Here is a 25,915-nt window from a genome sequence, read left to right as displayed (position 1 = left end):
CTTTAAAACTGCTTAAAACAAGCGTTGTTCTATTTTTATTGTATCGCCTGCTGCAATTTGGCTATTAAGAGTGCCTTTTTGTTGCTGCTGCTTAGTTTGCTCTTTAAAAATATAAATTTTATCGGTCGATGCTCGCTCAGTTAAACCACCCGCTAACGCAACGGCTTGGTTAACTGTCATAGCTGGCTGATAAGGATAAGCGCCTGGAGATTTAACCTCACCATGTATATAAAAAGGTCGATACTCAACAACCTGAACATATACACTTGGGGTTTTTAAATAATCAGGCTGTAAGCCATTAGCAATGGACTTTTCAACCTCAAAGGTGGTTAACCCAGCAAGCTTAAGCGCCCCTAAAAATGGGTAATTAACCTCACCACTATTGCCTAGCAGTGCAGTTACCTCTAAATCGGGTTCACCAAATACTTTTATTTCTACTTTATCGCCTGGGCCTAATACATAGTCTTGCGCCGTTTGTGCAAAGCAAGTTGTGCTTAAAAACAAGTAAACAGCACCAAAAAAAAGTTTACAGTTCATTAATTAGCCTTTAAAGCAAACGTAAAGTTAACACCCACTATTACACGATCAAACTCGATTAATGGCTGGTTTGAGTTTTTATCAATAAAGTCAACATAAGTCGAAATTAAACCAAAGTTATTAGCTTGGTAATTTAAGCCAAGTCGAGCGCTTTTTGTTTCATCATTACGGCCAACATCACCAGTGTATTGCTCATCAATATAGCTCACACTCGCTACAGAGGCTAAATAGTCACTCCAATCATGCTTCCATTTAACGCCGTAGGTGCTTTCTTTAATGTAATCGCCTTCAAGCAGTGGATCGGTTGCCGCTCTACTGGTTGTAAAATCAAACGTAGAGTAAGTTAAAGGTTGCCAAGTAACGCCAGCCTCCCAGCTTAAGCCACTAAAGCTCTCACGCTGATTATCGTCAAAGTCTTTGTTTTGATAACCCAGTTTAAATGACCCTGAAGTAAGTGACGTTGCTTCCCACTCCATACCAAAAAGTACTTTAATATCGTCAGAGTTACGTGAAACACCACTAGCCTCTAAAACGTCGTATCGAAAGTCATCACGGGTTACTTCTACGAACATGCGTGTTGCAGCTTGTGTGTTGTAATACCCTTTTGCACCAACTAAAGTTTTATCGTAATCACGAAATTGTGATGTAGCTCTAAAATTTTGATATTTTTTACTATAAAAGCCAGAAACCAACTCTAATTGCGCCTTAGATGTTTGCGAACCAAATTGGTAAGTACCAGTAATATCTTGTTGTTGATACTTTATTAGCTCGTCAACAATATCGCCCAAGCCTTGCGTTAACCCAGTACCTCGTGGTTCGTACAGCCAATCAGCCATGCCGTTAATATCAAAAACGTGTCGGCTGGTAAGCTCTTTATGTACACCGGCACCCAAATTAACTTGTGTAAAGTTATCAACTGAATTTTTATTATATAAAGAGCTACTGGTGCCAACGTTTAGTTTGTAGCTATCGGGGCCATCGTCTATTACCGCTGCAACCCCTGGCGAAATAGTCCAAATTACACGCGACTCTTCGTCGGTTGGTGTGTTAAAAACATTGTCGTTAACGCTTAAGCCTGTTTGCAAAACCGGGGTAATTTCGGCACCATCTTTGGTCATAAAGCTGCCTGGCGTAAATTCGGCCAATGCAGGAGCAGACAACGTTGCCGACAATAAAACTACAGCACAAGGTATAACTGATTTTTTAGTATGCATTTGCATTTTTAAATCCCTTAAAAATTGTCATAAAAATTATTTTAACATCTAACCATAAAGACCAATGCTTTATGTAATGTAAATCGTATTCAACACGTTTTTCCATTTTATCAAGCGTATCGGTTTCACCGCGCCAACCATTTATTTGTGCCCAACCGGTTATGCCTGGCTTAGCTTTATGCCTAAACATGTAAAACTCAACTTTTTTGCGATACTCTTCGTTGTGGGCAACGGCATGTGGGCGAGGCCCTACTATCGACATATCGCCTTTTAACACGTTTATAAATTGCGGTAACTCGTCAAGACTAGTTCGGCGTAAAAACCCACCCAACTTTGTAATACGGGCATCGTTTTTGGTGGCTTGAGTCACCACTGCACTATTTTCGGTTACCGACATTGAGCGAAATTTCCATACTTTAATTTTACGCCCATCAAGCCCATAACGGTCTTGCTTAAAAATTACAGGCCCTTTAGAAGTAAACTTAACAGCAAACGCTATAGCAATAAGCATAGGAGATATAAGCAGTAAAATAATTGACGACACTATTACATCTTCCGTGCGTTTAATAAACTCACGAGCACCAATAAAAGGGGATTCAAAAACGCTTAGCGTGTCTACATCGCCAACGTGTTCAACACGGGCATGTATTAAATTTGAGAGTAAAAAGTCAGGTATAAAGTGTACGTCGACCGTAGTGTCGCCAAGTTGGAGTAACAAATCGGCTATACGCTTATCGGCCTTCATTGGGAGTGCTATATAAAGTATGTCGATTTTGCCTTCGCGGGCGGCACATATAGCATTTTGAATTGTCCCTGCTATATCGTACGTTTTAACGTTATTAAACAAGCGGTCTGGTTTGCGGTCATCAAAAAAACCTAAAAACTTAAAACCAAGCTCATCGTTTTTTTCTATCTCGTCATACAAGTAAACCGCGGACTCTGTAGCTCCTACTATAGCAACGTTGCGTAAGTTCATGCCTAAACTACGGCGATTCCGTTTATATAATTGCACTCCAAAGCGCCATATATATAAATAAACCACACTAAGTAAAAACCACAAACCTAAGCCAATACGCGAAAGCGATTCAGTAAACTTAAACATAAAAGATATGACGAATAGAATACTGAAGGCAACAAATAAAGAGCCCCAAGCACATAAAACCATGGTTTTAAATTTACCAGCACGCCAAGAGCGATAAGCAGAAAATATTTCGGCGCAGTATAAAAAGCTTAGAGCAACGGTTAAAACCGCCACCATATAATGAGCTGTCAGTTCAAAACTATAAAAAAGTGCAGAGCATTGAAAGGCTAAAAATAAAGCAAATATATCGAATAAACGATAAAAACTAGCATCGGATGAGCTATTAGGCTTAAACGTCCTTGACGACTTCATACTTTTAGTCCCTAAGTAAAGTACAGTGAATAAATATCCACATAGTTATAAATTAATATTAACGTATTACTTATCTGTATTCAATAATGCCGCTTTTAAAAACTTAAATTAGTGTAACAGGCCGTAATCAAATTAACCTACGATTGATGAAATACAAACAAATACAAACAAATACAAACAAATACAAACAAATACAAACATAAACATAAACATAAACATAAACATAAACATAAACATAAACATAAACATAAACATAAACATAAACATAAACATTTAAATTTTGTTTACATTTAAACTATAAAAATAAACTTTTCACATAACTCCATATACCTAATGAAAAACCTTCAAACAGGTTAATACCTAACGCCGATTTCAATAAATAAATAAATAACAGCAGTATAAAAAACCCTAAAGTAACTACTGTGGCTTGGGCTATGGCAGAGGCTTTTTTTTCAGTGGCACTCAACTGCCGTCTATTACGACCTGCTAATAACACAAAGTAATATCTGTACTTAAATAATCTAACAACGCCTCTACAATCAACCGTATGAGCCCCCCACTGCCTGGCGCCAATAGCTATTTTAAGGTGAGATAATTGCTCTTCAGTAAAGCTATTTTGTACGCCTTCAGGCATCCTATTTAATAAACCTCTTATTGCCGGATCTTCAGATAAAGTAGGCATTAACTACTCCACGTTGTTAAATATTTAAATAAATGTAACAAGCTAATCACTTGCCTTATTAGCAATAAAAGCTTTAAATATTGGTAAGTAAAAAATCACCATAGATGGCGCACCACCAGACATAAAAAGCAACATAAAAATAGAGTATAAACATAAAGCAATAAAAACAATTTTATCTTTTTTGTTTTTTAAACCAACACCTTGGGTAATGTAAATAAAGTAAGGTAAAAGTAATAAAAATAAGCCAACTGACCCTTGCTCAATTAATGTATCTAAAAAAACGTTATGGGTATATAGGGCAAGGCCTTGGTTTATATAAAAATCCCCCATATACACTGGTAACATTTTTGGTCCTACGCCAAAAACAAAATGAGTGGTAAATATATCCCAACCGTTTGTCACTAAAGATTGCCTATGTAGGTTGGAGATCCACAAAGCTTGCTCTTCATCTAGGTAGAGCATTTCGAGGTCTGAATATTCAAAAAAAGTAAATGTATTTAAAAACGACAAATCGTAAAATAACGCGAATAACATCAGAGCTATACTACACAACGCTAACATCACAAATTTTAACAATGGCTTTAAACGAATAAAAATATAAAAAAATGCAACCAAGTGGAATGCTAAAATCCCTTTTCGCTCAAGGGAGAGCAGTATTACTGGGTATAAAAATATTAATGGTTTTAAGTAGCTTTTGTCATCAAAATAATAAGCACAGCTTAAAAGTATAACCCCCGTTAATGCGAAAGAGTATCGAGCGTCACCTAAAAACTTATAGCTTGTTAAATGACCATGCATTAAATGATAAGCCAGCGTAAAAAAACATATAACTAATAAAGTATTTATAAAGACTACCCTAAACTTTTCAGGGTTTTTAACCGCACTTGTATATACCACAACTAAAGTAAAAAGTATTAGCATCCACTGTACAGTAGCAACAATGGCTTTAGTTAAACCCACTTGCGCTAGTGCATTAAAAAAACAATATATTATAAAAATACATATATAGTTAAAACCAACGGGATACTTAATAGCTACTTTATTTTTTAATAATAGCAATAAAAAAATAGAAATGGAAAATAAAGCTAAAATATCAGACAGCCTTACAATGAGGCCACCAGCGTCTAACCTAAAGTCAGTAAAATACAATGGTATTACCATGGCGCTAATAATAAAAAGCACATATTCAAGGTTTTTAACTTTAATACTAAACATTGTTTAACAAACTTTTGTAAATTTGGGTGTGCGTAATAGCTGTATTTTTAATTGAAAAGCTTGCTGCCTTTTTAAGCGCAGCTACAGACTGGTCATTATAATAATTCGCATCATTGACCAGCGTGTTTATTTTATCTGCTAATGTATGTGTATCGCCCACTTCAAATAAACCTTGCTCAACAACTACATTATTTAAACCTTTAACATTAGTGGCAAAGGATGGGAGCCCGGCTGCCATTGCCTCTACTACTGCAATGCCAAACCCCTCCCAATGGGAAGATTGTATATAAATATGTAGTGAGTCTAAAAAAGTGGGTATATCGTTAACTTGGCCTAAAAATTTAACTTTGTTACTTACTCCTAAGCTTAAAGCGTAAGCTTCATACTCAGACCTTAGTTCACCATCGCCCGCTAAATTAAGTACAAACCGCTCATCAAGCAGAGTCATTAATTTTAGTAGGGTTTTAATATCTTTTTGTGGTGCAAATCGACCAACCATACCGATATTAATCACTTTAGTGTCAGTACTTAGCGTTTTAGGCATTTGAGAGAATCGCTCTAAATTAACACCATTATTTATAACATAAGTTTTTGAGCTGCTTGCTTTAATGCTTTCTAAAAACTTAGTTTTAACGCCCTCAGATATACAAATTATTTTTTTAAATTTTTTATAAATAACACTTTCAAGGGTTTTTACAAAGGGTATGTCACGGCGCCTGTAATGTGGGTTATGCTCTGTAACTATTGTTGGCGTATTTGTAAAGTACGCAATATAGATTGATGGGTATAAATGGGTATGCACTAAATCAGCGGCATTTAAGCGCTTTATAACACCAAAAAAGCCTAAGTCACGCTTATGGAATACCTCTACCCCTAAAGCTTTTAACTCATTAATATATTCGTTTTTACCACGTGTTAAAATCACTTCAAACTTAAAGTCATTGTTTTGTAGTGTCATTAAATCAACAAGCAAGCGTTGCACACCGCCTAAACGCTGTAAATCATTGGTAATGTGTACTATTTTTTGCATTTTTATAGCTTCCTTGCCCAAGTATCATCACATAAGTTATCACAGTACATGTTTATATCAATTACATCTTTAATAACTTTACAAGGTGCTCCAACAACAACTCTATTACTATCGATGCTTTTTACTGCTACAGCGCCGGCACCCAAAACAGAATTATCTCCAATGCGAATATCTCCAACTAGATTTACATTGGGACCTACATAAACATTATTGCCAATAGTTGCAGACTTACCATTATGTATTGCACCAATAGATACAAACTGTAACAAACTGCAATTGTTTCCTATTGTTGCTTGAGAGTTAATAACAACATTACCGTGGGGTATGTACAAACCGTAACCTATAGGTACATTGTAATTTAGCTGTATATTGACTTTTTTCCCCAAGCCTGCTTTAAGAAACCTAAATACAAAAGGTAATATAGTACCGTTTATTTTAGACATCCTTAAATACACTTGAAATCTAAAATAGCTGTTGTTTATTAAGTATTTAATAAATACTTTTTTGTTTGTTTTTTTCGTGTATCTATATAAGTCAGACTTAACTAAAATTCTTATTTGAGATAAATTCATTATAGAAACCTTCCCACATAACAAATAAAACTAGAAGCTATAAACTTAAGCTTTGCTACTAGCGAATTATTGTATTTGTTAAAAGTATCTTTAAAAGCTGCGTTTATATGTTTACAGTTTTTAAAAAACAATTTTCGGTCTAGGCGATCTTTAATCGTATACCCTTTTAAACTCACTAGCAGAGAGTATCTTGCAACTTGAGCAACAACCTCTTCTTTATTATCAAAGCTACTTAATGTTGCTTTAACTGCGTTCGTCATATTAAGCAATAAATTAGAGTACGATGATGTTCTACTACTTGTGGTAGAACCTGCTCTTTTTCGATAATAAACAAGAGTATTAGAAAGTCTCAATATTGATTCAGCCATAGAAAATGCATAAATGTTGTAATAAATATCTTCATAGATTACACCCTCTGGAAATTTAAGACCTTTGAGCATTTCTTTCTTATATAACCTTGTCCAAACAAAAAAACCAGTGTCAAATAACACTGTATTAGTGGACTCAGTCTCAATAACTGTATTGCTAACACTTAACGGTAAAACAGAGTTAAACTCTTCAAAAGCGAACTCAATTATATCCTTTGCCCCGACTGTTACATAAGATGAGAGTACATCCCAATAATTGAATGCAATTGCATCGTCAGAATCTATAAAGCCAATGTACCCACCTTTAGCTTCTAATAGCGCTACGTTGCGCGCAGCAGCTTGGCCTTTATTAGTAGGTTGCTTAATTATTGTTGAATTAAATTTTATGACTGATTTATGCTCTAAAATAAAGCTTTCGCACAGGCTTATTGAATTTTCAGGGCAGCAATCGTCAACAAAAATAACCTCTACCTGCTCGCTATTAACTCCTTGCAGTAAGCTTTTCATTAAATCGGGTATAAATTCAGCTACTTTATAAACAGGGCATATAAGTGATAATTTAATAGGCATATTAATTATTTACACCATTTTTTATTACTCCATATTCTTTTGCGTAGCTCTCTAGCATTACCGGTAGCGAGTATTTCTGCTTATATAGCGTGTAAGCAACATCACCATGTGACACTGTTTTGGCTTTGTTATTAATGTATTCACTCATAGCAATAGTCATTTTAGATGCATCACGAATAGGGATTAAATAGCCCGATTCACCTTCAATTATTAGCTCAGAGCAGCCACCAACGTCAGAAGCAATTACCGCTTTTTTACAAGCCATTGCTTCAATAATACTTCGTGGTAAGCCTTCCCAAAAGCTAGAAAGTATAAATACATCAGCTTGAGTTAGTTTTTCAGCAAAGTTGTCAACAACGCCACAAAAGTTTATTACCCCTTCAGGAAAGTGAGCAAACAACTGTTTTACTTTAGCTTCGTACTGGCCATCGCCATATATGCTTAAAGTAAAGGGTTTACCTTGACTTAATAAAGAACCACACGCTTGAGCGAGCGTAGTGTAGTCTTTTTGATCTTCAAAACGAGCCGCGGTTATAAAATTAACGGGTTTTTCGGTTAGCTCCCACGTATCGTTAAATTTGCCGAGCATACCGTTACGTATAACCAACAGCTTTTTGTCGGGCACGCCTATTCGTAAATATTCATTTTTATCGAACTCGCACACACCTATTATTTTTGAAGGTAAATAAGATAGTAACTTTTCAAGTCGCTCATATTTTTTAAAGCCTTTATTTTCAGGTGTATTGACAAAAGGCACACCATGAGGCACATAATAAGAGCGTTTAAAAGTAAGCATTGCAGCTGTACGCCCAAGCGCACCTATTTTAGCTGTATGCCAAGAACAAACTTGTGGGTTTTCCGATATAATTAGCCATATTAATTTTAACAATGACCAAATGTCGCTCAGTGGGCTTAAATCTCTTTTTAAATTAGTTAAAGCATGCACTTTAAAACCAGCGGCTCGCAATTTAGTTATCGCATCGCCGTTGCCACCTAGTGCATATACTACCTCTGCACCTTCACTTCTAAACTTTTCGCCTATTTGGCAAATATGTTTAAATGAACCAGATACTATAGTATCCGAACGCGTCATCCCTATTAAAACCTTCATCTATGAAGCTCCAAGTAATTTTGTATAAAGTTTTATATATTGTTTAGCTATAATGCCGACCGTAAATTTAGATGCTACTAATTGCTCAGAAAAAGCTTGTACTTCTCCATTATTTTTATTGTGTAATGCAATACCATATTCTGTACTTTTAGCAATTTCAACTGCACTAAAGCCAGTTGCAATATAACCGTTTTTATCTGTAAAAATAGCATCACTAGCCCCACTAACAGGTGTCGACACTAGTACCTTTCCAGCTAATAAAGCCTCAAGTAATGAGTTCGAAAATCCTTCAGCCTCAGAGGCATTTACAAAAACATCAAATTGCTTTATAAAATTTACCGGATCGTCAACCTCACCATAAAATTTTATTTTGCTTTGCAAGTTGTTTGCTTCAATATATTTTTTTGCTGCAGGTAGCACACTACCACTACCTATTAAATGAAAATGTACTTGCTTATGCTTTTTAGTAAGCAATGCAAACGCCTCCATTAGTACATCTACTTTTTTAATTTGTGCTAACCTGCCATGGTAAAAAAGATTTATTACAGAATCATTTTTAGTATTTAAAACTGGGCTATCAGCATTAATTAAGCTTTTATCAATACTATTAGCTATATTAGTAATATTTCTAAAGCCAAACTCTTTACAATTTTGTGCAATTACACCCGATATTGCGACTATCGTAGGGTTGGTTTTTAATACAAAACAAGCCATTATAGGCCCAACAATCTTTTTAGATTTTAAAGCCTTAAAATCCATATATTGGTTAGAGTTGCCTACCTTAATTAGTATTGGCTTTTTAAAAAAACGCGACAAGCAACAACCTACAAAGGCACCAAATTTACCTTGGTGACAATGTATTACATCAAAGCTTTTGCTATTAAACATACCCCAAATTAATACGCGTATTAACCAATACACCGAAAAGGGTAACCAGCGACCAAGTAAATCAGGGGCTATGGGCGAATATAAACGCGTTACAGGTACCTCGTTCATTACCTCATTTGCTTTGCCTGTTAACCTTTGCCGTGATGTTAATATATGTACATTAGCTCCCTCAGCTTGAATTCCTTTAGAAATTCGCCCACATTGCTTTTCAGCTCCGCCAAACACATCTGGCATATATTGACATGTAAGCATTAAAATTTTCATTTAGAGATACATTCCCTTAACTTAATATTAATGTTTTTTTCGATAATATTATAAATAAAACACCCAAATAACACACTAATTAAAGTAATACTAAACCAAGTAATTACTATTGGTACATGCTGTATTTGAGGAGTTAAATTTCGCCCCAAAACACCACTAACAACCATTATTGGAAACATATGAAATAAATATATTGAATAAGAGGCATCACCTAAGTAAATAAATGTCTTATGAATTTTCATATCTTTTATTGGTGTATAAAGTACTGAAACAATAAAAACAGATAATGCTATAGGTGCTCTTGATATTAAAGACGTGTACTCCCATAAATAAGGGGTTGTAAAGTATATAAATAACCACAAGCACCCAAATGTAACCACTACAAGCATAATATTTTTCGATATTCTGTAGCCCGACAAGTATAGCTTCGCAAGCCAACCACCTATCACAAACTCAAATAATACTGGATTTTTTAATAAGCTTATAATAGCTAAATTTAAATCAGTTAAATGTGCAAATATAGAAAGTAACGTTATGAGAACAGTAATTACTTCTAACCTTTTTGACGAAGCAATTAACAATGTGGGTGCAAATAGCATATAAAATATAATTTCATAGTTTAAAGTCCAACCTACTTTTAAAAAAGGAACAATCGCCCCTTCGTAAACATGTGGAATTAATAATAATGAATAAAACACATGCAGCCCGTCAAACACAGCTGAAGATCCTGGTAAAAAAGCCAATACACTCATAAAAAATATTGCGACAAACCAAATAGGGTATATTCTGACAATTCTTTTTTTGAGGTATAAACCTATATCATTTGTATTTCTTGATGTATAAAAAATAATAAAGCCAGATAATATAAAAAATATGTCTACCCCTATTGCCCCTATCTTTACAAACTGGTTTTCTGTAAGCCAAAAAGAATGTTCAGCACCTAGCTCAGCGTGTCGTTTAATAATTAAACCGTGAACATGGTAAAAAACTACAATAATTGCAGCTAATCCTCTCAATAATTGTAAAGACAATAATTTCATAATCCCTCTAAACAATGAAAAAGCATTTTAAAAAAAGTTCAGCTTTTAGCAAATATAAATATTTAATTTATTCAGTATTTATAAGGTTAACCTTTTAAGTTTTTCAGGTTATTTAATATTTCCAGCACTCTTTCAGGGAAAAACATTTTATAAACTATAAAGTATATAGAACAGCCAATAAGCACAGATAAAGTTACTTTAAGGGCTGAGGTTATATCGGTAAGAAACAAATGCAATACTATATATAATATCCCTCCCATAATTAATGAGGACACTATCGAAGGTAATAATGCTTTTATAATGGTATCAATAGAAAAAAAGAACTTCTTCTTTAAAATTAATAATATACCCAAAGACAATATTGTTGCTGTTACAACATTAGAATACGCAACGTGGTAAATTGAATACTGAGAAAAAATACTAACAAGCGCAATAACAACTATAAACTCAACTATACGCAACCTAAACGGAATATGTGAGTCATGTGTTGAATGGCAAAGCGGAGCAAAAAAGTAATTTAGTGATGCGCTAAAACCGCTTAAACACGAGATAGAAAATATAACTCCGCTTTCAGCCCACTTATCTCCAAAAACCAAATACACAATTTCATCGCCTATAACAAAGCCACCAACAAATATTGGTAACGAAAATAATGCCGTGATTGAAATAAATCTAGTATAACAAGCTTCTAGTTCATTAGCATTATCTTGTAAATTAGCAAAAGCAGAAAAAGACACATCAACAATTGGCCTTATTGTAAATTGCACTATAACGTCGAGCAATTTACCTGCAATTTTAAAGTAACCTAATGCAACCACTCCTAAAAAAAAGCCTATTATAAGTTCAACAAATCTAAATATACTTTGTCCAATCAAAGAGCTTAATAATATAGGCTGTCCTTGCTTTAATGTATTTAAAAGTTCACCTAATGTTAGATTTAAGTTAGGTCTCCAGTTAATAGCTTTCCAAACTAGTAATAGCGATAAGAGAACAGATATGATTTTCTGGATTATTAGGCTATAAAAACCATAACTTGCATAAGCAAGGTAAATAGCTATACCACCCGAAAATAATGACGAAAACAATAGTCTTATAGCAAGTGCTTTAAATTTAAAATCTCGCTTAAGTAAGCCTTCAGGTACTGTTGATAGTGCTTGCATTACGGGTACTATTGAGAGTAACTGTAGTGATATCGCAAGGCCAGGAGCTTCAAATAGCACTTCTAGATAAGGAGATGCAATAATAAAAAATGAAGCCGAGACTATTCCAATTAAGATAGTGGAGAAAAAAACACTGTTTTCTAAATTTAAGTTGTTTTTATTACGTACAACTACCTCAACCAATCCGTACCTTGTAATTGTGTTTGTTAGCTCAACAAAAACGATGGCTAATGCTGCAGTGCCAAAATCAACAGGAGATAATATACGTGATAAAATTATGAATATAACTAAGCCAGATAATTGAAATGAAACATTACCTATAAAACTCCATAAGGAGCCGATAACAACTTTACTTTTTAATGTCATTTTCTCTTTTTCTATGTGTTTTAGGGTAAATACTTTTTAAAAATAAATTCATCTAAATATCTTTACTTATGTTTAATTTAGTTACTAATAAAACATGTTATAAATTTATCACCTAGTAAATTTATAACATGTTTTACATTGTATTGAAGAAAGCACTTTATCTTTCTAAATTCTTATACCTATTTACACAAAAAATTAGCCTACTAAATATTATAAATAATAAACTAAGGGGAAAGTTTATTTTTATAAAAACCCAAAGTTGTAATTTAGTGATCACTTTCCATTATACCCTAGTGCCCGCATGATTTTGTCTTATGGTTTTTAAATATTTTGAATGAACTTTATACAATAAAATTTTAAAGTTTCGTATTGTTATTTAGAAGCTCTAACTTTTTATGTTTCTATTTAATTATTTCAGCAATTAATCATTTTAAAATTTACATTTAATTTTATTTACGAAACCAACACCTTCTTGAGTTAAAAATAGATTCATTGGTTTAAAAAACATCAAAGCCATAAATAATAAAAAACTGATTAATATACCAACAAACCCAATTAAAGGCGTGAATTCATTAAAAAATAAATAAAGAATTAATATAACAATTACTGTATTCATCCCCGGAAAAAAACTTAATAAAATACTTTTAAACTTAATTTCGGTAAAAGCTACCACGGTTATTACTGTTAGCAAAAATCTAATAACACTTGATATAACTACTGCAATAGCAATCCCTTTAACACCAGAATCTATTGCAAATAATAATAAAACAACAAAGGATAATAAAGATATAATTTGTTTATAAGTTAACACTTTAACTAAACCATAAGCAGCTAAAAAAGAGTCCATAAATGCAGATATTGATCGAAAGAAAATTGCGAATGCTAATATTTGCAAAAGTTCAGCTACACTCTCCCAATTAGAGCCCATCATGATCAAAACAATTTCATGTGCCCCTATTGATAATATTGTTGATCCAAGAATCAGTATCAAGCTTAAAAGAGCTATAGACGTAGTGAAAAAATTAGCTAACTTTACTTTATCTGATTTCATTGCCGACATAGCAGGAAAAACGACTCTGTCGACTACCATCCAGTAAATCTGATTAGGAAATTCAACTAGCTGTATTGCTCTAGAATAATTACCTAAAGGAATAGCTCCCATGTACTTACTTACAACAGCTATATCAACCTGCTGGCTTAGTAAGCCTATTGTGTTATTAAAAAAGAAAGCGAATGAATATTTTACAATTTCATCAAATTCTTTCTTTTTAGCCTTAAACCGTAACTTTTTGAACCCTAATAAAATAACGATCAAAATAGAAAAAACCTCAGAAAACAATAAACCAAAAATGATTGACCAGTGGCCTACATCAAAGAACACTAAGGGAACGGTTATAAGTACACCTCCTAATACCGTACCTAAAGCTTGTACTTTTCCGATAAAAACAATATTTCCTTCTCTTTGATATAATCCTGAACACGTATTGCTAAAAGCTAATATTAAAAAAGTAAAGCTCGACACTTTTAACGGTAAAATCAGCTCTGGTACATTCATAAATTCAGCAATGTAACCGGCCGAAAAAAACATGATTAGTGTTAGTACTAAGCCAATACTTAATGAGAAGTATAATGCACTAGCAATATGTGAATTATTAATGATGGGCCTTTGGACTATCGTACGCGTTGTTCCCATGCCTGCAAATAAATGAGCAAATGCAAACACCATGCTAAAAGCAGCTACAACGCCAAAATCCGCTGCTGTTAAAAAACGAGCAGTGAACATTAATATTAGCAATCTGATTAATTTAGAAGAAATAGTAAGTACTGCCATACTACCAATTCCAGATAACACAGATTTACTATCTTTCATTATTAGTACTTAATTTATTCATTTTATATCCAATATTTATTACTAAAGTATGGGACTAACTTTGGTTAATAGTCTCACTTTTCTTCATTTAAAAAAGCATTGATCATTACAGCTGTAACGTTTTCTCCGGAGAACTTATCTAAATGTAAGTTTACATTAGCTTGATATTTTGAGAGGGTATTTTTGTCCAAAAAACTTTTGCTTTTAAGCTTTGCATTTTCAAGCGCTTCTATGAATGATTGTTCAGACTCTAAATCAAATTGTTCTGCAACTTTTCCAACAGCCTCTGGTAACCCACCTCTATCAGATGTTATAACAACAGCACCTGAAGCTAATGCTTCAGCAGCAACCATACCAAAAGGTTCCTGCCATATAGAAGGTACTAAAACAAACTTAGCCCCCTGCATAAGCTTATAAACGGAATCTAGTTCAACTGCTCCTTTTATTACAAAGTTGTCGGTACTTTTCTCTTTAAAGTCATTAAATAAAGACCCACCACCTATAAAAGTAAAATGATTAACCTCAAGCCTATTCTTTATTACGTCTAAATTACTGTATAAAAATTCAACGCCTTTTTCAGGTTCGAGACGACCCACAAAAATTGCGCCTTTTCGGTTTTTATGTATATCGGCGCTTTCCTTAATTACACTTGTTTTCTGCATAATTGGATAAGTAATATAGACTTTTAAGTTATTAAAAAACTCCCCTCCATCTTTCATAGTAAAACCACTATTAACAAAGTGAATAGACTTATTTATAACTTTATTTTCTATAGTTCTTTTTAAAAGGCTCTTAAATGAGTTTGTTTTATTTTTTATAAAAGCAGACGATGAATGGTGTTGTAACGCCGTATTTTTATTTAAAAAAGCTAATGGCCAACATAATTTTAAAGAAAGATTAGCTAGCAATATCCAATCAGCTGAGTAATAAAGTTTTAATAATAAAAATAAATTTGGGTTTCTAATAACTTTGATTCTTTTGTCAATCGAAGACGTATCTTTTGTTAACGTAACCACAGTTACGTCATAGCCTTTATTTTGAAAGGCCTCTGCGATTGTTAACGAATTAGTTGCGACCCCACCTATGTCTGGTAAAAAAGTGTAAGTAGAGATAATAATTTTTTTATTTTTCATCATTTAGATCTTAACTTCTCGTATAGATTTGAGTATTGACCTGCAACTTTTTGCAGTGAAAATCTATCAATTGCTAGATGTTTACAATTATCTGACATTAAATCCCACTTTTCTGGTTCTGTATTAAGCGCTTTAAGTAATGATTTTTTTATTGCTTGTTTGTCAAATCCGTCTATGAAATATCCATTTTCATCTTCTACTATGTGATCAACGGCTCCACTAACTTTAGTCACTATTGGCACTGCCCCGTATGTCATAGCCTCAATCATTGCGTTAGAAAGCCCTTCTGCGTCGGACGGTAAAACAAACCAACAATTATTAACTAAAACGCTGGGGATATCGCTTATATAATCAAAAATTTTAATGTTTTTTGAAGCTTGCTGTTTTAGGACCAAACCTTCAATTTGACTTTTAAGTTGTCCCTTTCCATAAATATTTAATACAAACTCGTATTCTTTCAGTAATTCTAAAGCAGCTTCAACTAATTCAACTATATTTTTATCACTTTCAATGCGCCCTAAAAATACAAAGTTTTTTAAATGCTTTGATTTATCTGCTTTATTTTTTATTACTTTAGGAGTTTCAAAACCATTAGGAATGACACTAATAAAGTCTTTTTTTACACCAGCTTTGAGCAAGTCTTTTGATATTGTTTCAGTAATTGAAATAAAATAGCTATTATTTTCAACTACAAATCGTTGCCCTCTTTTGCCAAAATACTTATGTGTACTAATTACATTTATATCTGCGCCTGGACCACCAACTCCCGATTTCAATATTGTTTTAGTATTAAAATATTTATTCATAAAGGCTGCAACAAAAGCGTGAATTCTGATTTGATGACAATGAAATACGTCCACTTTTTTTCTGTTTTTGATTAACCAAAACAATAGTTGAGCGGCCCAAATAAGCGAAGCTGGTAATTTTTTTCCTGAAACCTGTGGAGTTGTGTAAGTCCAAAGCCTCAAGGTATTTATCCCATTAATTTTTGACCAACCAACATTAGATATTTTTCGAGTGCTTGATAGCATTACTACGTTATATGTTTTTGCAAGCTCATTTGCCAATGTAAACGCTTGTTTCTCTAGGCCACCAAAATCATTTGTTTCATCGCAATGACAAACAGACATTACAATCATTAACGCACTCCCTATTACTTGGTAAAAAATTAAAAAACAAATCAATAATAAAACTACTATTAATTTTTATAATCAAGATACCAATCAACAAACTGCTGCATACCATATTCAATGTTTGTATTAGGTTTAAAGCCAACTTCTTTTTGTAGGCTATCTATATCTGCAAAAGTTGCTGGAACATCTCCTGCTTGCATTGGCATATAATTTTTGTCGGCAACTTTACCTGCCGCTTTTTCAATTGACTCAATAAAAGTCATAAGTGCGATAGGTTCGTTATTACCAATATTAAATACACGGTATGGTGCTTTACTTGACTCTGGCGAGGTATTGCTATTGTCAGGGTCTCTTTTTGGAACTACGTCTTGAATGCGAATAATGCCTTCTACAATGTCGTCTATGTAGGTAAAGTCGCGTTTCATTTTTCCGTTATTAAAAACTTTAATTTCACGGTTATTTAATATTGCATCGGTAAATAAGTACGGTGCCATATCTGGGCGACCCCACGGGCCATATACTGTAAAAAAGCGCAGCCCTGTTGTTGGTAGATCGTATAAATGGCTATAGCTATGCGCCATCAACTCATTTGATTTTTTAGTTGCCGCATAAAGTGATACAGGGTGGTCTACTGCATCGTCAGTCGAAAATGGCATTTTTTCGTTCATGCCATAAACAGAGCTTGATGATGCATATACTAAATGCTGTACTTTATTGTGGCGGCACCCTTCTAATATAGTAGCAGTGCCCACTAAATTAGAGTCAATGTAAGCCATTGGATTTTCTATTGAGTAACGCACACCTGCTTGCGCTGCTAGGTGTATTACGCGGTCAAATTTTTCATCTTTAAATAAATTTGCTATTCCATCCCTATCGGCTAAATCCATTTTTACAAAACGAAATTGCGTAAGGTGTTTAATACGCTCAAGCCTTGCATGTTTTAATGCCGGATCGTAATAATCGTTTAGGTTATCTAGGCCTACTACTTCGTGGCCATCGTTACATAAGCGTTCAACAACAAAGTTGCCAATAAAACCAGCTGCACCTGTTACTAAAAATTTCATTTGTTATTTCCTTTATTTTTTGGCCAATACTTAGCTAATCTTGGTTCTATTTCAAGCCAGTAATTAATTTCATCTACGTACCACTCTGTTACGGTACCTTTTATAGCATCACTAGTCGTTGGAATTGCTTTATAAAATAATTTCTTTATTTTCTTTCTTAAACTTGAAGGAAATAACTTATGAACTTTTATTCTTTTTAAAGTATTTAAATGCTCGACATCGCTTTTATTGAGCCCTTTATTACTTACTCCAACAGTCTTTAGCCCATCTCTACTTAGCTCTACGTTTAAGTAATTTGCTAATTCATCTATACAGAAGCCCCCAATAATAAAATCTTCAAAATAAACTATTAGAATTTCACTTATATCAAAATTTGTTAAACGTAAGCTATAACAGCCTTCCCCATAGTACATAAACGCTAAACGGTTATTAATAGGTTTAAAATCAACATCATCTATACCCTGTTCTCTTATATAATCCAGCCCATAGTAATTATTGTAATACTCACATTTATTTACCCATTCTGTTTCTTGTTCATAACGGTCATACTTCCAAGCATCAATATTTGCTACAACTTCGTATATTGTTCTCGGTTCCTCCTTAATTTCTTTCCCTCTACAATGCCAATAAGCAGAGAAAAACCTCTCAACTGGATTTCTAACGCAAACAATTATCTTAACTTCTCGAAAGATACTTTTAACTTTTTCTATAGCTAGAGGATCATTTACAATAAAAGTAGAACCATCTATCAGCACGTCGCTATTATCATCAAACAAGCTTAAATATTTATTTATAAAAGCCTGATCAAAATCATTCCCAGAGCAAAGCAACTGTGGTTCTTTAATTATACAACCCTGCCCTACTTTTTGAGAAACCAGATAATCATATAATGTTGACGTTCCACACTTTCTAAACCCAATAATCAAAATTAATTTTTTATCAACAAAAAGTTTTTTTGTCATTTTAAAATCACCTATAAAGTTTTATTATGAAAGGAAAGGAAAGGAAAGGATAGGATAGGTTAATTATCATCCTGGCTTTATTGTGATTTGATTAATTCTTTAACTGCTTTAGTAAACTCTTCACCCATATGGCTTGATTGCATTGCATATTCTACGTTGGCAAGCATATAGCCTAATTTAGAACCACAATCGTGTGACTGGCCTTTTAAATGGTATGCTTCAAGTGTTTCTAAGTGGCGTAATTGCAGTAATGCATCGGTAAGTTGTATTTCGCCACCGGCACCAGGGGGGGTGTACTCTAGTAAATCCCAAATAGCAGGCGATACAACATAACGGCCTGTAATAGCTAAGTTGCTTGGTGCCTCATCGGTATTTGGCTTTTCTACCATGTTTTTAATTGTTGCGTTTTCGCCCGCGTTAATTTTTATACCGGCTAGGTCAACCACACCGTATTGGTGTACTTGCTCTTTTGGGACTGGCTCTACCATTACTTGGTTGTGGCCTGTTTGGTCGAAGCGGTCGATCATTTGGCTTAAATTATCGGTTTTAGGATTTGATTTGTATTTATCAATAATTACGTCAGGTAACATTACTGCAAATGGGTTGTTGCCTACTATTGGTTTGGCGGCAAGTACTGCGTGGCCAAGGCCTAAAGGCGCAGATTGACGAACCGAAATTACGGTTACGTCTTTTGGTACTATTGAGCGCACTTCTTCTAGTAGGCTACGCTTTACACGTGCTTCTAGTGTGGCTTCTAGCTCAAAGCTGGTATCAAAATGGTTTTCGATTGAGTTTTTTGAAGCGTGAGTAACAAGTATTATTTCTTTAATACCTGCTTGTACGGCTTCGTTAACTACATATTGAATAAGTGGTTTGTCTACTAGAGGCAGCATTTCTTTTGGAATGGCTTTTGTGGCTGGTAACATACGTGTTCCAAGACCAGCTACAGGTAATACGGCTTTTAAAACTTTCACTTTAATTCCTTTCATTATTATTTTGTAAATATATAAAGAAGAAACTAAAGTTAACTTCCATATAACGTGCTTCACATACCTTGTGTTAGCATTATTATACACACCATAATGTTTGACTCAATAAATAAAGCATCCTTTTAGATTGTTTTTTTGTTAATTTTATGTTGCACCAAACTGGTCAGGGTGAATCATATTGGGGCATCTAATTCTTTTTGATGATCTACCTTTTTAAAAGTAATAATACTATACTGGTATAGTTATTTATTAAGGATTACTAACTTAAGGAACATTTGTGCGCTTAGGGCTTTGCATTTTATTTATTGTGTCGTTTTTTGTATGTGCACAAGATATGCTTTTGTATTTGCGTAATAGCGATATTATTACCCGTGCACAGCAACAGTATGGCAACGAAGGCCATAAACGAATTAAAGATTGGCTTAATTTTATTGATGACTCTGCTGATGAAAGCGAATGGAAAAAAATTCATCTTGTTAACGATTTTTTTAATAAACACATTAAATACAAAAGCGATGAAGATCTTTGGCAGCAAAAAGATTACTGGGCTACCCCGCTAGAGAGCTTAGGTGTTGGCATGGGCGATTGCGAAGATTACGTTATTGCTAAATACTTTACGTTAATAGCGCTAGGTGTTCCCGAAGATAAAATACGTTTAATGTATGTACGACAGCGCACAGTAAACCAACCCCACATGGTACTTATATATATAGAAGATCCAAACAGAATACCCTTTGTTTTAGGTAACTTTAATACTAAACTGCTGCCCGCTAATAAACGCCCCGATTTAACGCCTATTTACAGTTTTAATGGTCAAGGGCTTTGGTTAGCTAAATCGAAAGGGTTAGGCAATAAAGTAAAAAATAGCCGTGGTGTGTCGGCTTGGAATACTATGCTAGAGCGAATTGAACAAGGTGAGCTTGCTCCCATTAAAAGTAACATTAAAGGAACTACCAGTTATGTCTCGACTTTTTAAAAATGGATTGAGTCTTAAAACCCAAGTTTATGGTTTAATAATCGTTATTTCGGTTGTTTCATTTGTGGTTCGAGTAGTTACAGATGTTGAAACTACTCGCGATTACTTACAAACCCAAATGGGAAGCCATGCCCAAGACACAGCTACCAGCTTAGGGCTTTCTATTTCGCCTTATTTAGATCCAGAAAACTTAGTAATAGCTGAAACAATGGCTACCGCTATTTTTGATTCTGGTTACTACAAAGAAATTAAATTTACAAATTCACAAAGCCAGGTTGTATTTGATCTGGAAAATCCTAAGCGTGTTGAGTCTGTGCCTAATTGGTTTATTGCTTTAAGTAGTTTAAAAGCGCCGACTATGCAGTCTGAGCTAAATAATGGTTGGATTATGGCGGGTATACTTGAGGTTACAAGCCATACTGGGCAGTCTTATGTTACGTTGTGGGAGCATACAAAACGCAGTTTTTATGGTTCTTTTTTAATACTAATTGCCTCGCTTGCAGTTGCCTTTTTAATATTACGCGAAGTATTTAAGCCTTTAAAAGCAGTTGAGCATCAAGCTCACCTTGTTACTCGTAAGCGCTTTACGTTAAACGAAGAAATACCTGTTGCACGAGAGCTGCGCACTGTAACCAAAGCTATAAATAATATGGTTATTAACTTACAAAGTACGTTTGATTCTTTAACTAAACAAACCCAAGCCTTAACAGAAGAAGTTTATATTGACTCTTTAACAGGGTTAGGTAATCGAAAGTTGTTTGAAAATCACTTTAGCTCGGTTGTTGATACAATAACCACCGATGCGCCACTTACTGCAATGATGATTACTCTACCTTCACTTACTAATATAAACCAAACTGTTAGCTATCAAGATGGTGACGCGCATGTAAAAGATGTAAGCGTTATTCTTACTAAAATTATTGGTAACCTTACTAACTCTAAAATATTTAGGTTAAACGGTAGTACTTTTATTGCCCTTATACCTTACGATACGCAGTTTTTAAATAGAACTCGCTTAGAAATCACCGATGCTTTTAGTAAACAAAAAAATAGCTTACACGTTAATGGGTTTGCTAATTTTGCAATATTAGAAGTGAATAAAGGCTCGTCTATTGGTAGTGTTTTATCTGCTTTAGATACGGGTAGTACTATTGGCGATACAATAGAAACTAACAAAATAGATAAAGACACGCTATTTAGTGTTAAACAATGGCGTACACTTATTCAGTCGATTATTGACTCTGGTGAGGTTAGCTTTTCGGTGCAGCCAGTTAAACGCGCTAACTCACAAAATAAGCAGTGTTACTTTGAGGCTTTTGCCCACTTTACCCATGAAGGTGAAAAGGTTAATAATGGCCATTTATTTGCTATGGCCGAAAAGCTTAATTTAACCGAAGAGTTAGACAAAAAAATAATTCGTAACTTTGTAAACGTTAAAGAACAATACCCTGATGACGTATTTGCTTTAAACGTAAGTAAGGCGTCTTTATATTCGGCTGATTTTATACAATGGCTTACTCTTTATGCCCACACTAAACCTGTTATTAAAACTAACCTTATATTTGAGTTACATGAAATTAGTTTACTTTATAATGTACACATAGCCTCAAAACATATAGATGCAATTAAAGATATTGGCATTAATGTGTGTATAGAACACTTTGGAACGAGCTTAACGTCGTTTAGGTATTTACAAGGCCTTGATATTGAATATGTAAAAATTGATGGCAGTTATATTCAAGACTTGTTAGATAACTCTCAAAGCCAATTTTTTATTCAAACCGTTAATAATATTTGTCATGGTTTTGGTATTAAAGTGTTGGCATGCTTAATTGAAAAACCCGAAACATTAAAAATGCTTGAAAATTTAGGCTGTGATGGTGTACAAGGTAATTTAATTATGGAGCCTTCTAAAGTACTTACAAGTAAGAACCGTGATAACGTTAATAAAGAGTTTACTTTTTGCGCAGACACGCTAAAATTCTGTAATTAGATACTCACTTAAAGGGACACAAGATGAAATCGATTTTTTTAAAGAGTTTATTAATAGGTGCAATGGCTTTTACTATTTCACCTGTTTACTCACAAGCAGATTCTGACGTTGTAGTACAATCTGACAGCCTTACTAACTTACTAAATATTTTGAATAATGCTCCTGATGATATTACGCCAGAAGAATTACAAAGCGAGTTAGTGGCTGCCATTGAGCAATTTTGTCAAAACATGGGTCCTATGGACCTTGACTCGCCTATTGCAAACGGCTCCTGTTCTGCTGAACAACTTGATATGTTAATAAACGCGGTTGTTGCTTCTTTAGGTGCAGATAATGCGTTAATTTCTGACTTTTTAGCAGCCTTAGTAACTGCTGATGCTGATAGTGATGCGGTAACTATTGCTGCAATCACTGCTGGTATAGATCCCACCGTTGCATCTGAAGCGACTGCTGCGGGTCCTACTGATGGTACTCCGGTTGCAGCCCCTCCTGTTATTGTTTTACCTACAGTTACTGTGCCGCCTGGTACTGGTGGTACTGGTGGTGATGCTGGTATATCTGAAGTTGGTAATTAAACACTCTTCTAAAATATAATACAAACGCAGCCTATGGCTGCGTTTTTACTTTATGAGTTTACATTGAATCGTTTTATATTTTTGTTGCTATGCGCAATACTTTTTTTACTACCTATCCCCTTAGGTAGCTATCGCCCTTGGGCTATTTTAGCTATTGGTTTGTTGATTGGTGCCACTTTTTTAGTTCATTTAATTAATAGCGCTATAAATAATAAGCAGGCCCTCTATCCCCCTTTGTATTCTTGGCCTTTGTTTGTTGCACTTGGTGCTGTTGTTTTAATTTTCTTTATACAAATATTTAGCGTTAGCCTTGATCCGTTTCAAACAAAACAAATGCTTATTAAAACAAGTTTTATGATTTTATTTTGCTGGCTATTATTTATTTATTGTAATACTGAAAAGCGTATTAAAAATTTAATATATACAATTATAAGTGCAGGCGTTTTTCAGGCTTTGTATGCCACTTATTTAAACCTATCGCCCGATATAATCAGCCCGCTATTTGGTTATAAACATACCGAACGTGCTATTGGTACATTTACCTACTCTAACTTTTTAGCTAACTTTTTAGCTCTATGTTTGTGTTTAGGTATTGGTGTTTTAGTGAGTGAATTAAAGCGCTCTACTAGCGATTACAAACACACATTAAAACAAACACTGCGTGCGTGGGCTGAAATACTTTTAAGCTCAAAAATAATTTTACGTATTTCGTTAATTATTATTATCGTAGCGCTTATTTTAACCCGTAGCCGTATGGGTAACTCGGCATTTTTTATTGCATTAATGGTTGTTAGCCTACTCGCGTTTTTTATTTACAGGCAAAAACCTAAAGCGTTTAAACTACTTATAATAAGTTTTTTTATAATCGATTTAATTATTATTGGCGCTATATTTGATGTAGAAAAAGTTAAACAGCGTATTAGTGAAACCAGTATTTCATCAGAAACCCGTGACGAAGTTGTGCGTGATTCAATACCCCTTATTTTAGATAAGCCTTTGTTGGGCTCTGGTGGGGGGACATTTTATACTGCGTTTCCGGCGTATCAGTCTGAGCCTTATTCGGGTTATTACGATAATGCCCATAACGATTACATACAGTTTGCAGTAGAGCTGGGTATACCCACTACAGCTGCACTGGGCTCACTTATACTTTATTGTTTATGGTTATGTATAGCGACTATGCGAAAGCGTAAAACAGCGTTGTTTCAGGGCGTTGCTTTTGGTTGTGCCATTGCAATTATAGATATGCTGCTGCATTCGTTGGTAGATTACTCTTTGCAAGCGGGTGCAAACTCAATGTTGTTTATGACTATTTTATGTTTGGCGATATTGAGTAGTAAATTACCCGCGTCTAAACGAAGTCGAAAAGAGCATAGCTAAATACAAAGCCAAGTAATTACCTAATATAGAGTGATTAGAAGCTGCGCTTCTCACGCGAGCAAGCTCAGCGTCTACGCCAACAATTCACGGTTAACTTGAAAAACTCCGCTTGTTGGCGTGACAAGCAAAGCCTGTAATAAGTAATTTATGCACTAAGAGGTTATGAGGCGCTGCGCTTTTAGAGAAGGGAATGAACATAAAACACAGTTTTGATTAACATTATGTCTTCTCCTTTACACCTCTTTCGTTTCTCTTTGTGCAAATAGATCTTTAATTGATTTATTGGTGAATGGATTAAATAATTTAAGCGTGACTTTCGTAACAAGCGTACCCGCTATAAGTGATTTATGCACTAAGAGCTTAAGAGGAGCTGCGCTTTTAGAGAAGGAAATAAAAACCAAACGCGGTTTTATTAGTATTATGCCTTCTCATCTACCCCTCTTTGTGCAAATAGATCTTCGATTGATTTAAGATCAACAAACGAGTGACAACTTAATAGATTACTTCATATAGCCTACAAGTCTTCAATTTTGCTATTTTATTTGTACTACACTTAATTCTTATTTTAAAACTGTTTCTTAGTTAATTAAATGCTTGTAGATTAAGCAAAAGGATACCTATGGATACTGATACATTAACAAAAACAGTAATAGGTTGCGCTATAGAAGTACACAGGAATTTAGGGCCTGGGTTATTAGAATCAAGTTACGAAGCTTGCTTACTATATGAATTAAGTAAAATTGGCTTATCTGCTAAAAACCAAGTTGAGCTACCGATATATTATAAAGATCAATATATAAATACAGGTTACCGGTTAGATATTTTATTGCCTAATAAATTAATAATTGAACTAAAGGCGGTTGATAAGCTTCTTCCAATTCACTCCGCACAATTAATAACTTATATGAAACTTGCAGAAATAAGTACTGGTTTACTAATAAACTTCAATGTTCTAAAGCTAGTCGATGGCATAAAGCGCTTTAATTCATAAAAATTATTTACTTAGGTTTTAAGTCGTTATCCAAAGGGCTATAAGTAACTGTAAGTGATTTATGCACTAAGAGGTTAAGAGGCGCTTCGCTTTTAGAGAAGGGAATGAATATAAAATACAGTTTTGATTAGCATTATGCCTTCTCATTTACTCCTCTTTCGTTTCTCTTTGTGCAAATAGATCTTTAACTGATTTATTGGTGAATGGATTAAATAATTTAAGCGTGGCTTTCGTAACAAGTGTACCCGTTATAAGTGATTTATTCACTAAGAGGTTAAGAGGCACTTCGCTTTTAGAGAAGAAAATAAACACCAAACACGGTTTTTATTGGTATTATGCCTTCTCATTTACCCCTCTTTAACTTCTCTTTGTGCAAATAGATCTTTAATTGATTTATTGGTGAATGGATTAAATAATTTAAGCGTGACTTTCGTAACAA

23 protein-coding genes are annotated in these 25,915 nt (G+C 34.2%); 5 read left to right on the top strand and 18 right to left on the bottom strand.

The genetic code is table 11. The features are described from left to right. Positions 1 to 12 precede the first annotated feature (12 nt). The 18 genes from WNY79_RS07180 to galU form a co-directional block, all read right to left on the bottom strand. Positions 13 to 537 (bottom strand): polysaccharide biosynthesis/export family protein, encoded by a 525-nt coding sequence (locus WNY79_RS07180; protein WP_342875493.1) that lies wholly within the window; start codon positions 535 to 537, stop codon positions 13 to 15. Next, complete coding sequence (locus WNY79_RS07175; RefSeq protein WP_342875492.1) at positions 537 to 1,757, bottom strand: outer membrane beta-barrel protein; 1,221 nt, start codon at positions 1,755 to 1,757, stop codon at positions 537 to 539. Before WNY79_RS07175 ends, WNY79_RS07180 begins: the two co-directional genes overlap by 1 nt. Continuing rightward, entirely contained in the window at positions 1,741 to 3,144 is a 1,404-nt protein-coding gene (locus WNY79_RS07170) for an undecaprenyl-phosphate glucose phosphotransferase (RefSeq protein ID WP_342875491.1), read from the bottom strand. The genes WNY79_RS07175 and WNY79_RS07170 overlap by 17 nt, the downstream gene beginning before the upstream one ends. A 295-nt stretch (positions 3,145 to 3,439) precedes the next feature. Further along, on the bottom strand, positions 3,440 to 3,826 hold the full coding sequence (locus WNY79_RS07165; RefSeq protein ID WP_342875490.1) for a 3-phosphoshikimate 1-carboxyvinyltransferase: 387 nt from the start codon (positions 3,824 to 3,826) through the stop codon (positions 3,440 to 3,442). Between the two features lie 42 nt (positions 3,827 to 3,868). After that, the gene (locus tag WNY79_RS07160; protein ID WP_342875489.1) at positions 3,869 to 5,041 is read right to left on the bottom strand and encodes an O-antigen ligase family protein; all 1,173 of its coding nucleotides are present in this window, start codon (positions 5,039 to 5,041) and stop codon (positions 3,869 to 3,871) included. Continuing rightward, complete coding sequence (locus WNY79_RS07155) at positions 5,034 to 6,071, bottom strand: glycosyltransferase (RefSeq protein WP_342875488.1); 1,038 nt, start codon at positions 6,069 to 6,071, stop codon at positions 5,034 to 5,036. Before WNY79_RS07155 ends, WNY79_RS07160 begins: the two co-directional genes overlap by 8 nt. Before the next feature lie 2 nt (positions 6,072 to 6,073). Further along, complete coding sequence (locus WNY79_RS07150; RefSeq protein WP_342875487.1) at positions 6,074 to 6,643, bottom strand: hypothetical protein; 570 nt, start codon at positions 6,641 to 6,643, stop codon at positions 6,074 to 6,076. Continuing rightward, positions 6,643 to 7,581 carry a glycosyltransferase family 2 protein gene (locus WNY79_RS07145; RefSeq protein WP_342875486.1) on the bottom strand — a complete coding sequence of 313 codons (939 nt, stop codon included), beginning with the start codon at positions 7,579 to 7,581 and terminating at the stop codon, positions 6,643 to 6,645. Before WNY79_RS07145 ends, WNY79_RS07150 begins: the two co-directional genes overlap by 1 nt. 1 nt (position 7,582) lies before the next feature. Next, complete coding sequence (locus WNY79_RS07140; RefSeq protein WP_342875485.1) at positions 7,583 to 8,692, bottom strand: glycosyltransferase family 4 protein; 1,110 nt, start codon at positions 8,690 to 8,692, stop codon at positions 7,583 to 7,585. Continuing rightward, positions 8,693 to 9,844: a glycosyltransferase gene (locus tag WNY79_RS07135; protein ID WP_342875484.1), complete on the bottom strand. Its 1,152-nt coding sequence runs from the start codon at positions 9,842 to 9,844 to the stop codon at positions 8,693 to 8,695. Then, the gene (locus WNY79_RS07130) at positions 9,841 to 10,884 is read right to left on the bottom strand and encodes an acyltransferase (protein ID WP_342875483.1); all 1,044 of its coding nucleotides are present in this window, start codon (positions 10,882 to 10,884) and stop codon (positions 9,841 to 9,843) included. The genes WNY79_RS07135 and WNY79_RS07130 overlap by 4 nt, the downstream gene beginning before the upstream one ends. Positions 10,885 to 10,970: 86 nt before the next feature. Further along, a complete protein-coding gene (locus WNY79_RS07125; RefSeq protein ID WP_342875482.1) occupies positions 10,971 to 12,410 on the bottom strand; it encodes an oligosaccharide flippase family protein in 1,440 nt (479 codons plus the stop codon). A 430-nt stretch (positions 12,411 to 12,840) separates the two neighbouring features. Continuing rightward, positions 12,841 to 14,280 (bottom strand): oligosaccharide flippase family protein, encoded by a 1,440-nt coding sequence (locus WNY79_RS07120; protein WP_342875481.1) that lies wholly within the window; start codon positions 14,278 to 14,280, stop codon positions 12,841 to 12,843. A 74-nt stretch (positions 14,281 to 14,354) separates the two neighbouring features. After that, positions 14,355 to 15,416 carry a glycosyltransferase family 4 protein gene (locus WNY79_RS07115; RefSeq protein WP_342875480.1) on the bottom strand — a complete coding sequence of 354 codons (1,062 nt, stop codon included), beginning with the start codon at positions 15,414 to 15,416 and terminating at the stop codon, positions 14,355 to 14,357. Beyond that, a complete protein-coding gene (locus tag WNY79_RS07110) occupies positions 15,413 to 16,552 on the bottom strand; it encodes a glycosyltransferase family 4 protein (RefSeq protein ID WP_342875479.1) in 1,140 nt (379 codons plus the stop codon). The genes WNY79_RS07115 and WNY79_RS07110 overlap by 4 nt, the downstream gene beginning before the upstream one ends. Before the next feature lie 59 nt (positions 16,553 to 16,611). Beyond that, the gene (locus tag WNY79_RS07105) at positions 16,612 to 17,610 is read right to left on the bottom strand and encodes an NAD-dependent epimerase (RefSeq protein WP_342875478.1); all 999 of its coding nucleotides are present in this window, start codon (positions 17,608 to 17,610) and stop codon (positions 16,612 to 16,614) included. Further along, a complete protein-coding gene (locus WNY79_RS07100; RefSeq protein ID WP_342875477.1) occupies positions 17,607 to 18,572 on the bottom strand; it encodes a sulfotransferase domain-containing protein in 966 nt (321 codons plus the stop codon). The genes WNY79_RS07105 and WNY79_RS07100 overlap by 4 nt, the downstream gene beginning before the upstream one ends. A 77-nt stretch (positions 18,573 to 18,649) precedes the next feature. Next, positions 18,650 to 19,546, bottom strand: a complete 897-nt coding sequence (galU, locus tag WNY79_RS07095) for a UTP--glucose-1-phosphate uridylyltransferase GalU (RefSeq protein WP_342875476.1) — start codon at positions 19,544 to 19,546, stop codon at positions 18,650 to 18,652. Positions 19,547 to 19,838: 292 nt separating this feature from the next. Here galU and WNY79_RS07090 point away from each other — a divergent pair, with 292 nt between their 5' ends. From WNY79_RS07090 to WNY79_RS07070, 5 genes are all read left to right on the top strand, one after another. Next, complete coding sequence (locus WNY79_RS07090; protein WP_024594585.1) at positions 19,839 to 20,537, top strand: transglutaminase-like cysteine peptidase; 699 nt, start codon at positions 19,839 to 19,841, stop codon at positions 20,535 to 20,537. Further along, positions 20,521 to 22,530, top strand: coding sequence for an EAL domain-containing protein (locus tag WNY79_RS07085; RefSeq protein WP_170071084.1), 2,010 nt, complete (start codon positions 20,521 to 20,523; stop codon positions 22,528 to 22,530). The genes WNY79_RS07090 and WNY79_RS07085 overlap by 17 nt, the downstream gene beginning before the upstream one ends. Positions 22,531 to 22,553: 23 nt before the next feature. Then, complete coding sequence (locus WNY79_RS07080; RefSeq protein WP_342875475.1) at positions 22,554 to 23,105, top strand: hypothetical protein; 552 nt, start codon at positions 22,554 to 22,556, stop codon at positions 23,103 to 23,105. Positions 23,106 to 23,138: 33 nt separating this feature from the next. Beyond that, on the top strand, positions 23,139 to 24,485 hold the full coding sequence (locus WNY79_RS07075) for an O-antigen ligase family protein (RefSeq protein WP_342875474.1): 1,347 nt from the start codon (positions 23,139 to 23,141) through the stop codon (positions 24,483 to 24,485). A 619-nt stretch (positions 24,486 to 25,104) separates the two neighbouring features. Further along, positions 25,105 to 25,476, top strand: coding sequence for a GxxExxY protein (locus WNY79_RS07070; RefSeq protein ID WP_342875473.1), 372 nt, complete (start codon positions 25,105 to 25,107; stop codon positions 25,474 to 25,476). The last annotated feature ends 439 nt before the right edge of the window (positions 25,477 to 25,915 follow it).

Origin of the sequence: Pseudoalteromonas sp. AS84, assembly GCF_038900255.1 — a bacterium.
GTDB lineage: Bacteria > Pseudomonadota > Gammaproteobacteria > Enterobacterales > Alteromonadaceae > Pseudoalteromonas.
The sequence above is the reverse complement of the archived record's forward strand: the minus strand, read 5'-3'. Positions and strand labels throughout refer to the sequence as shown.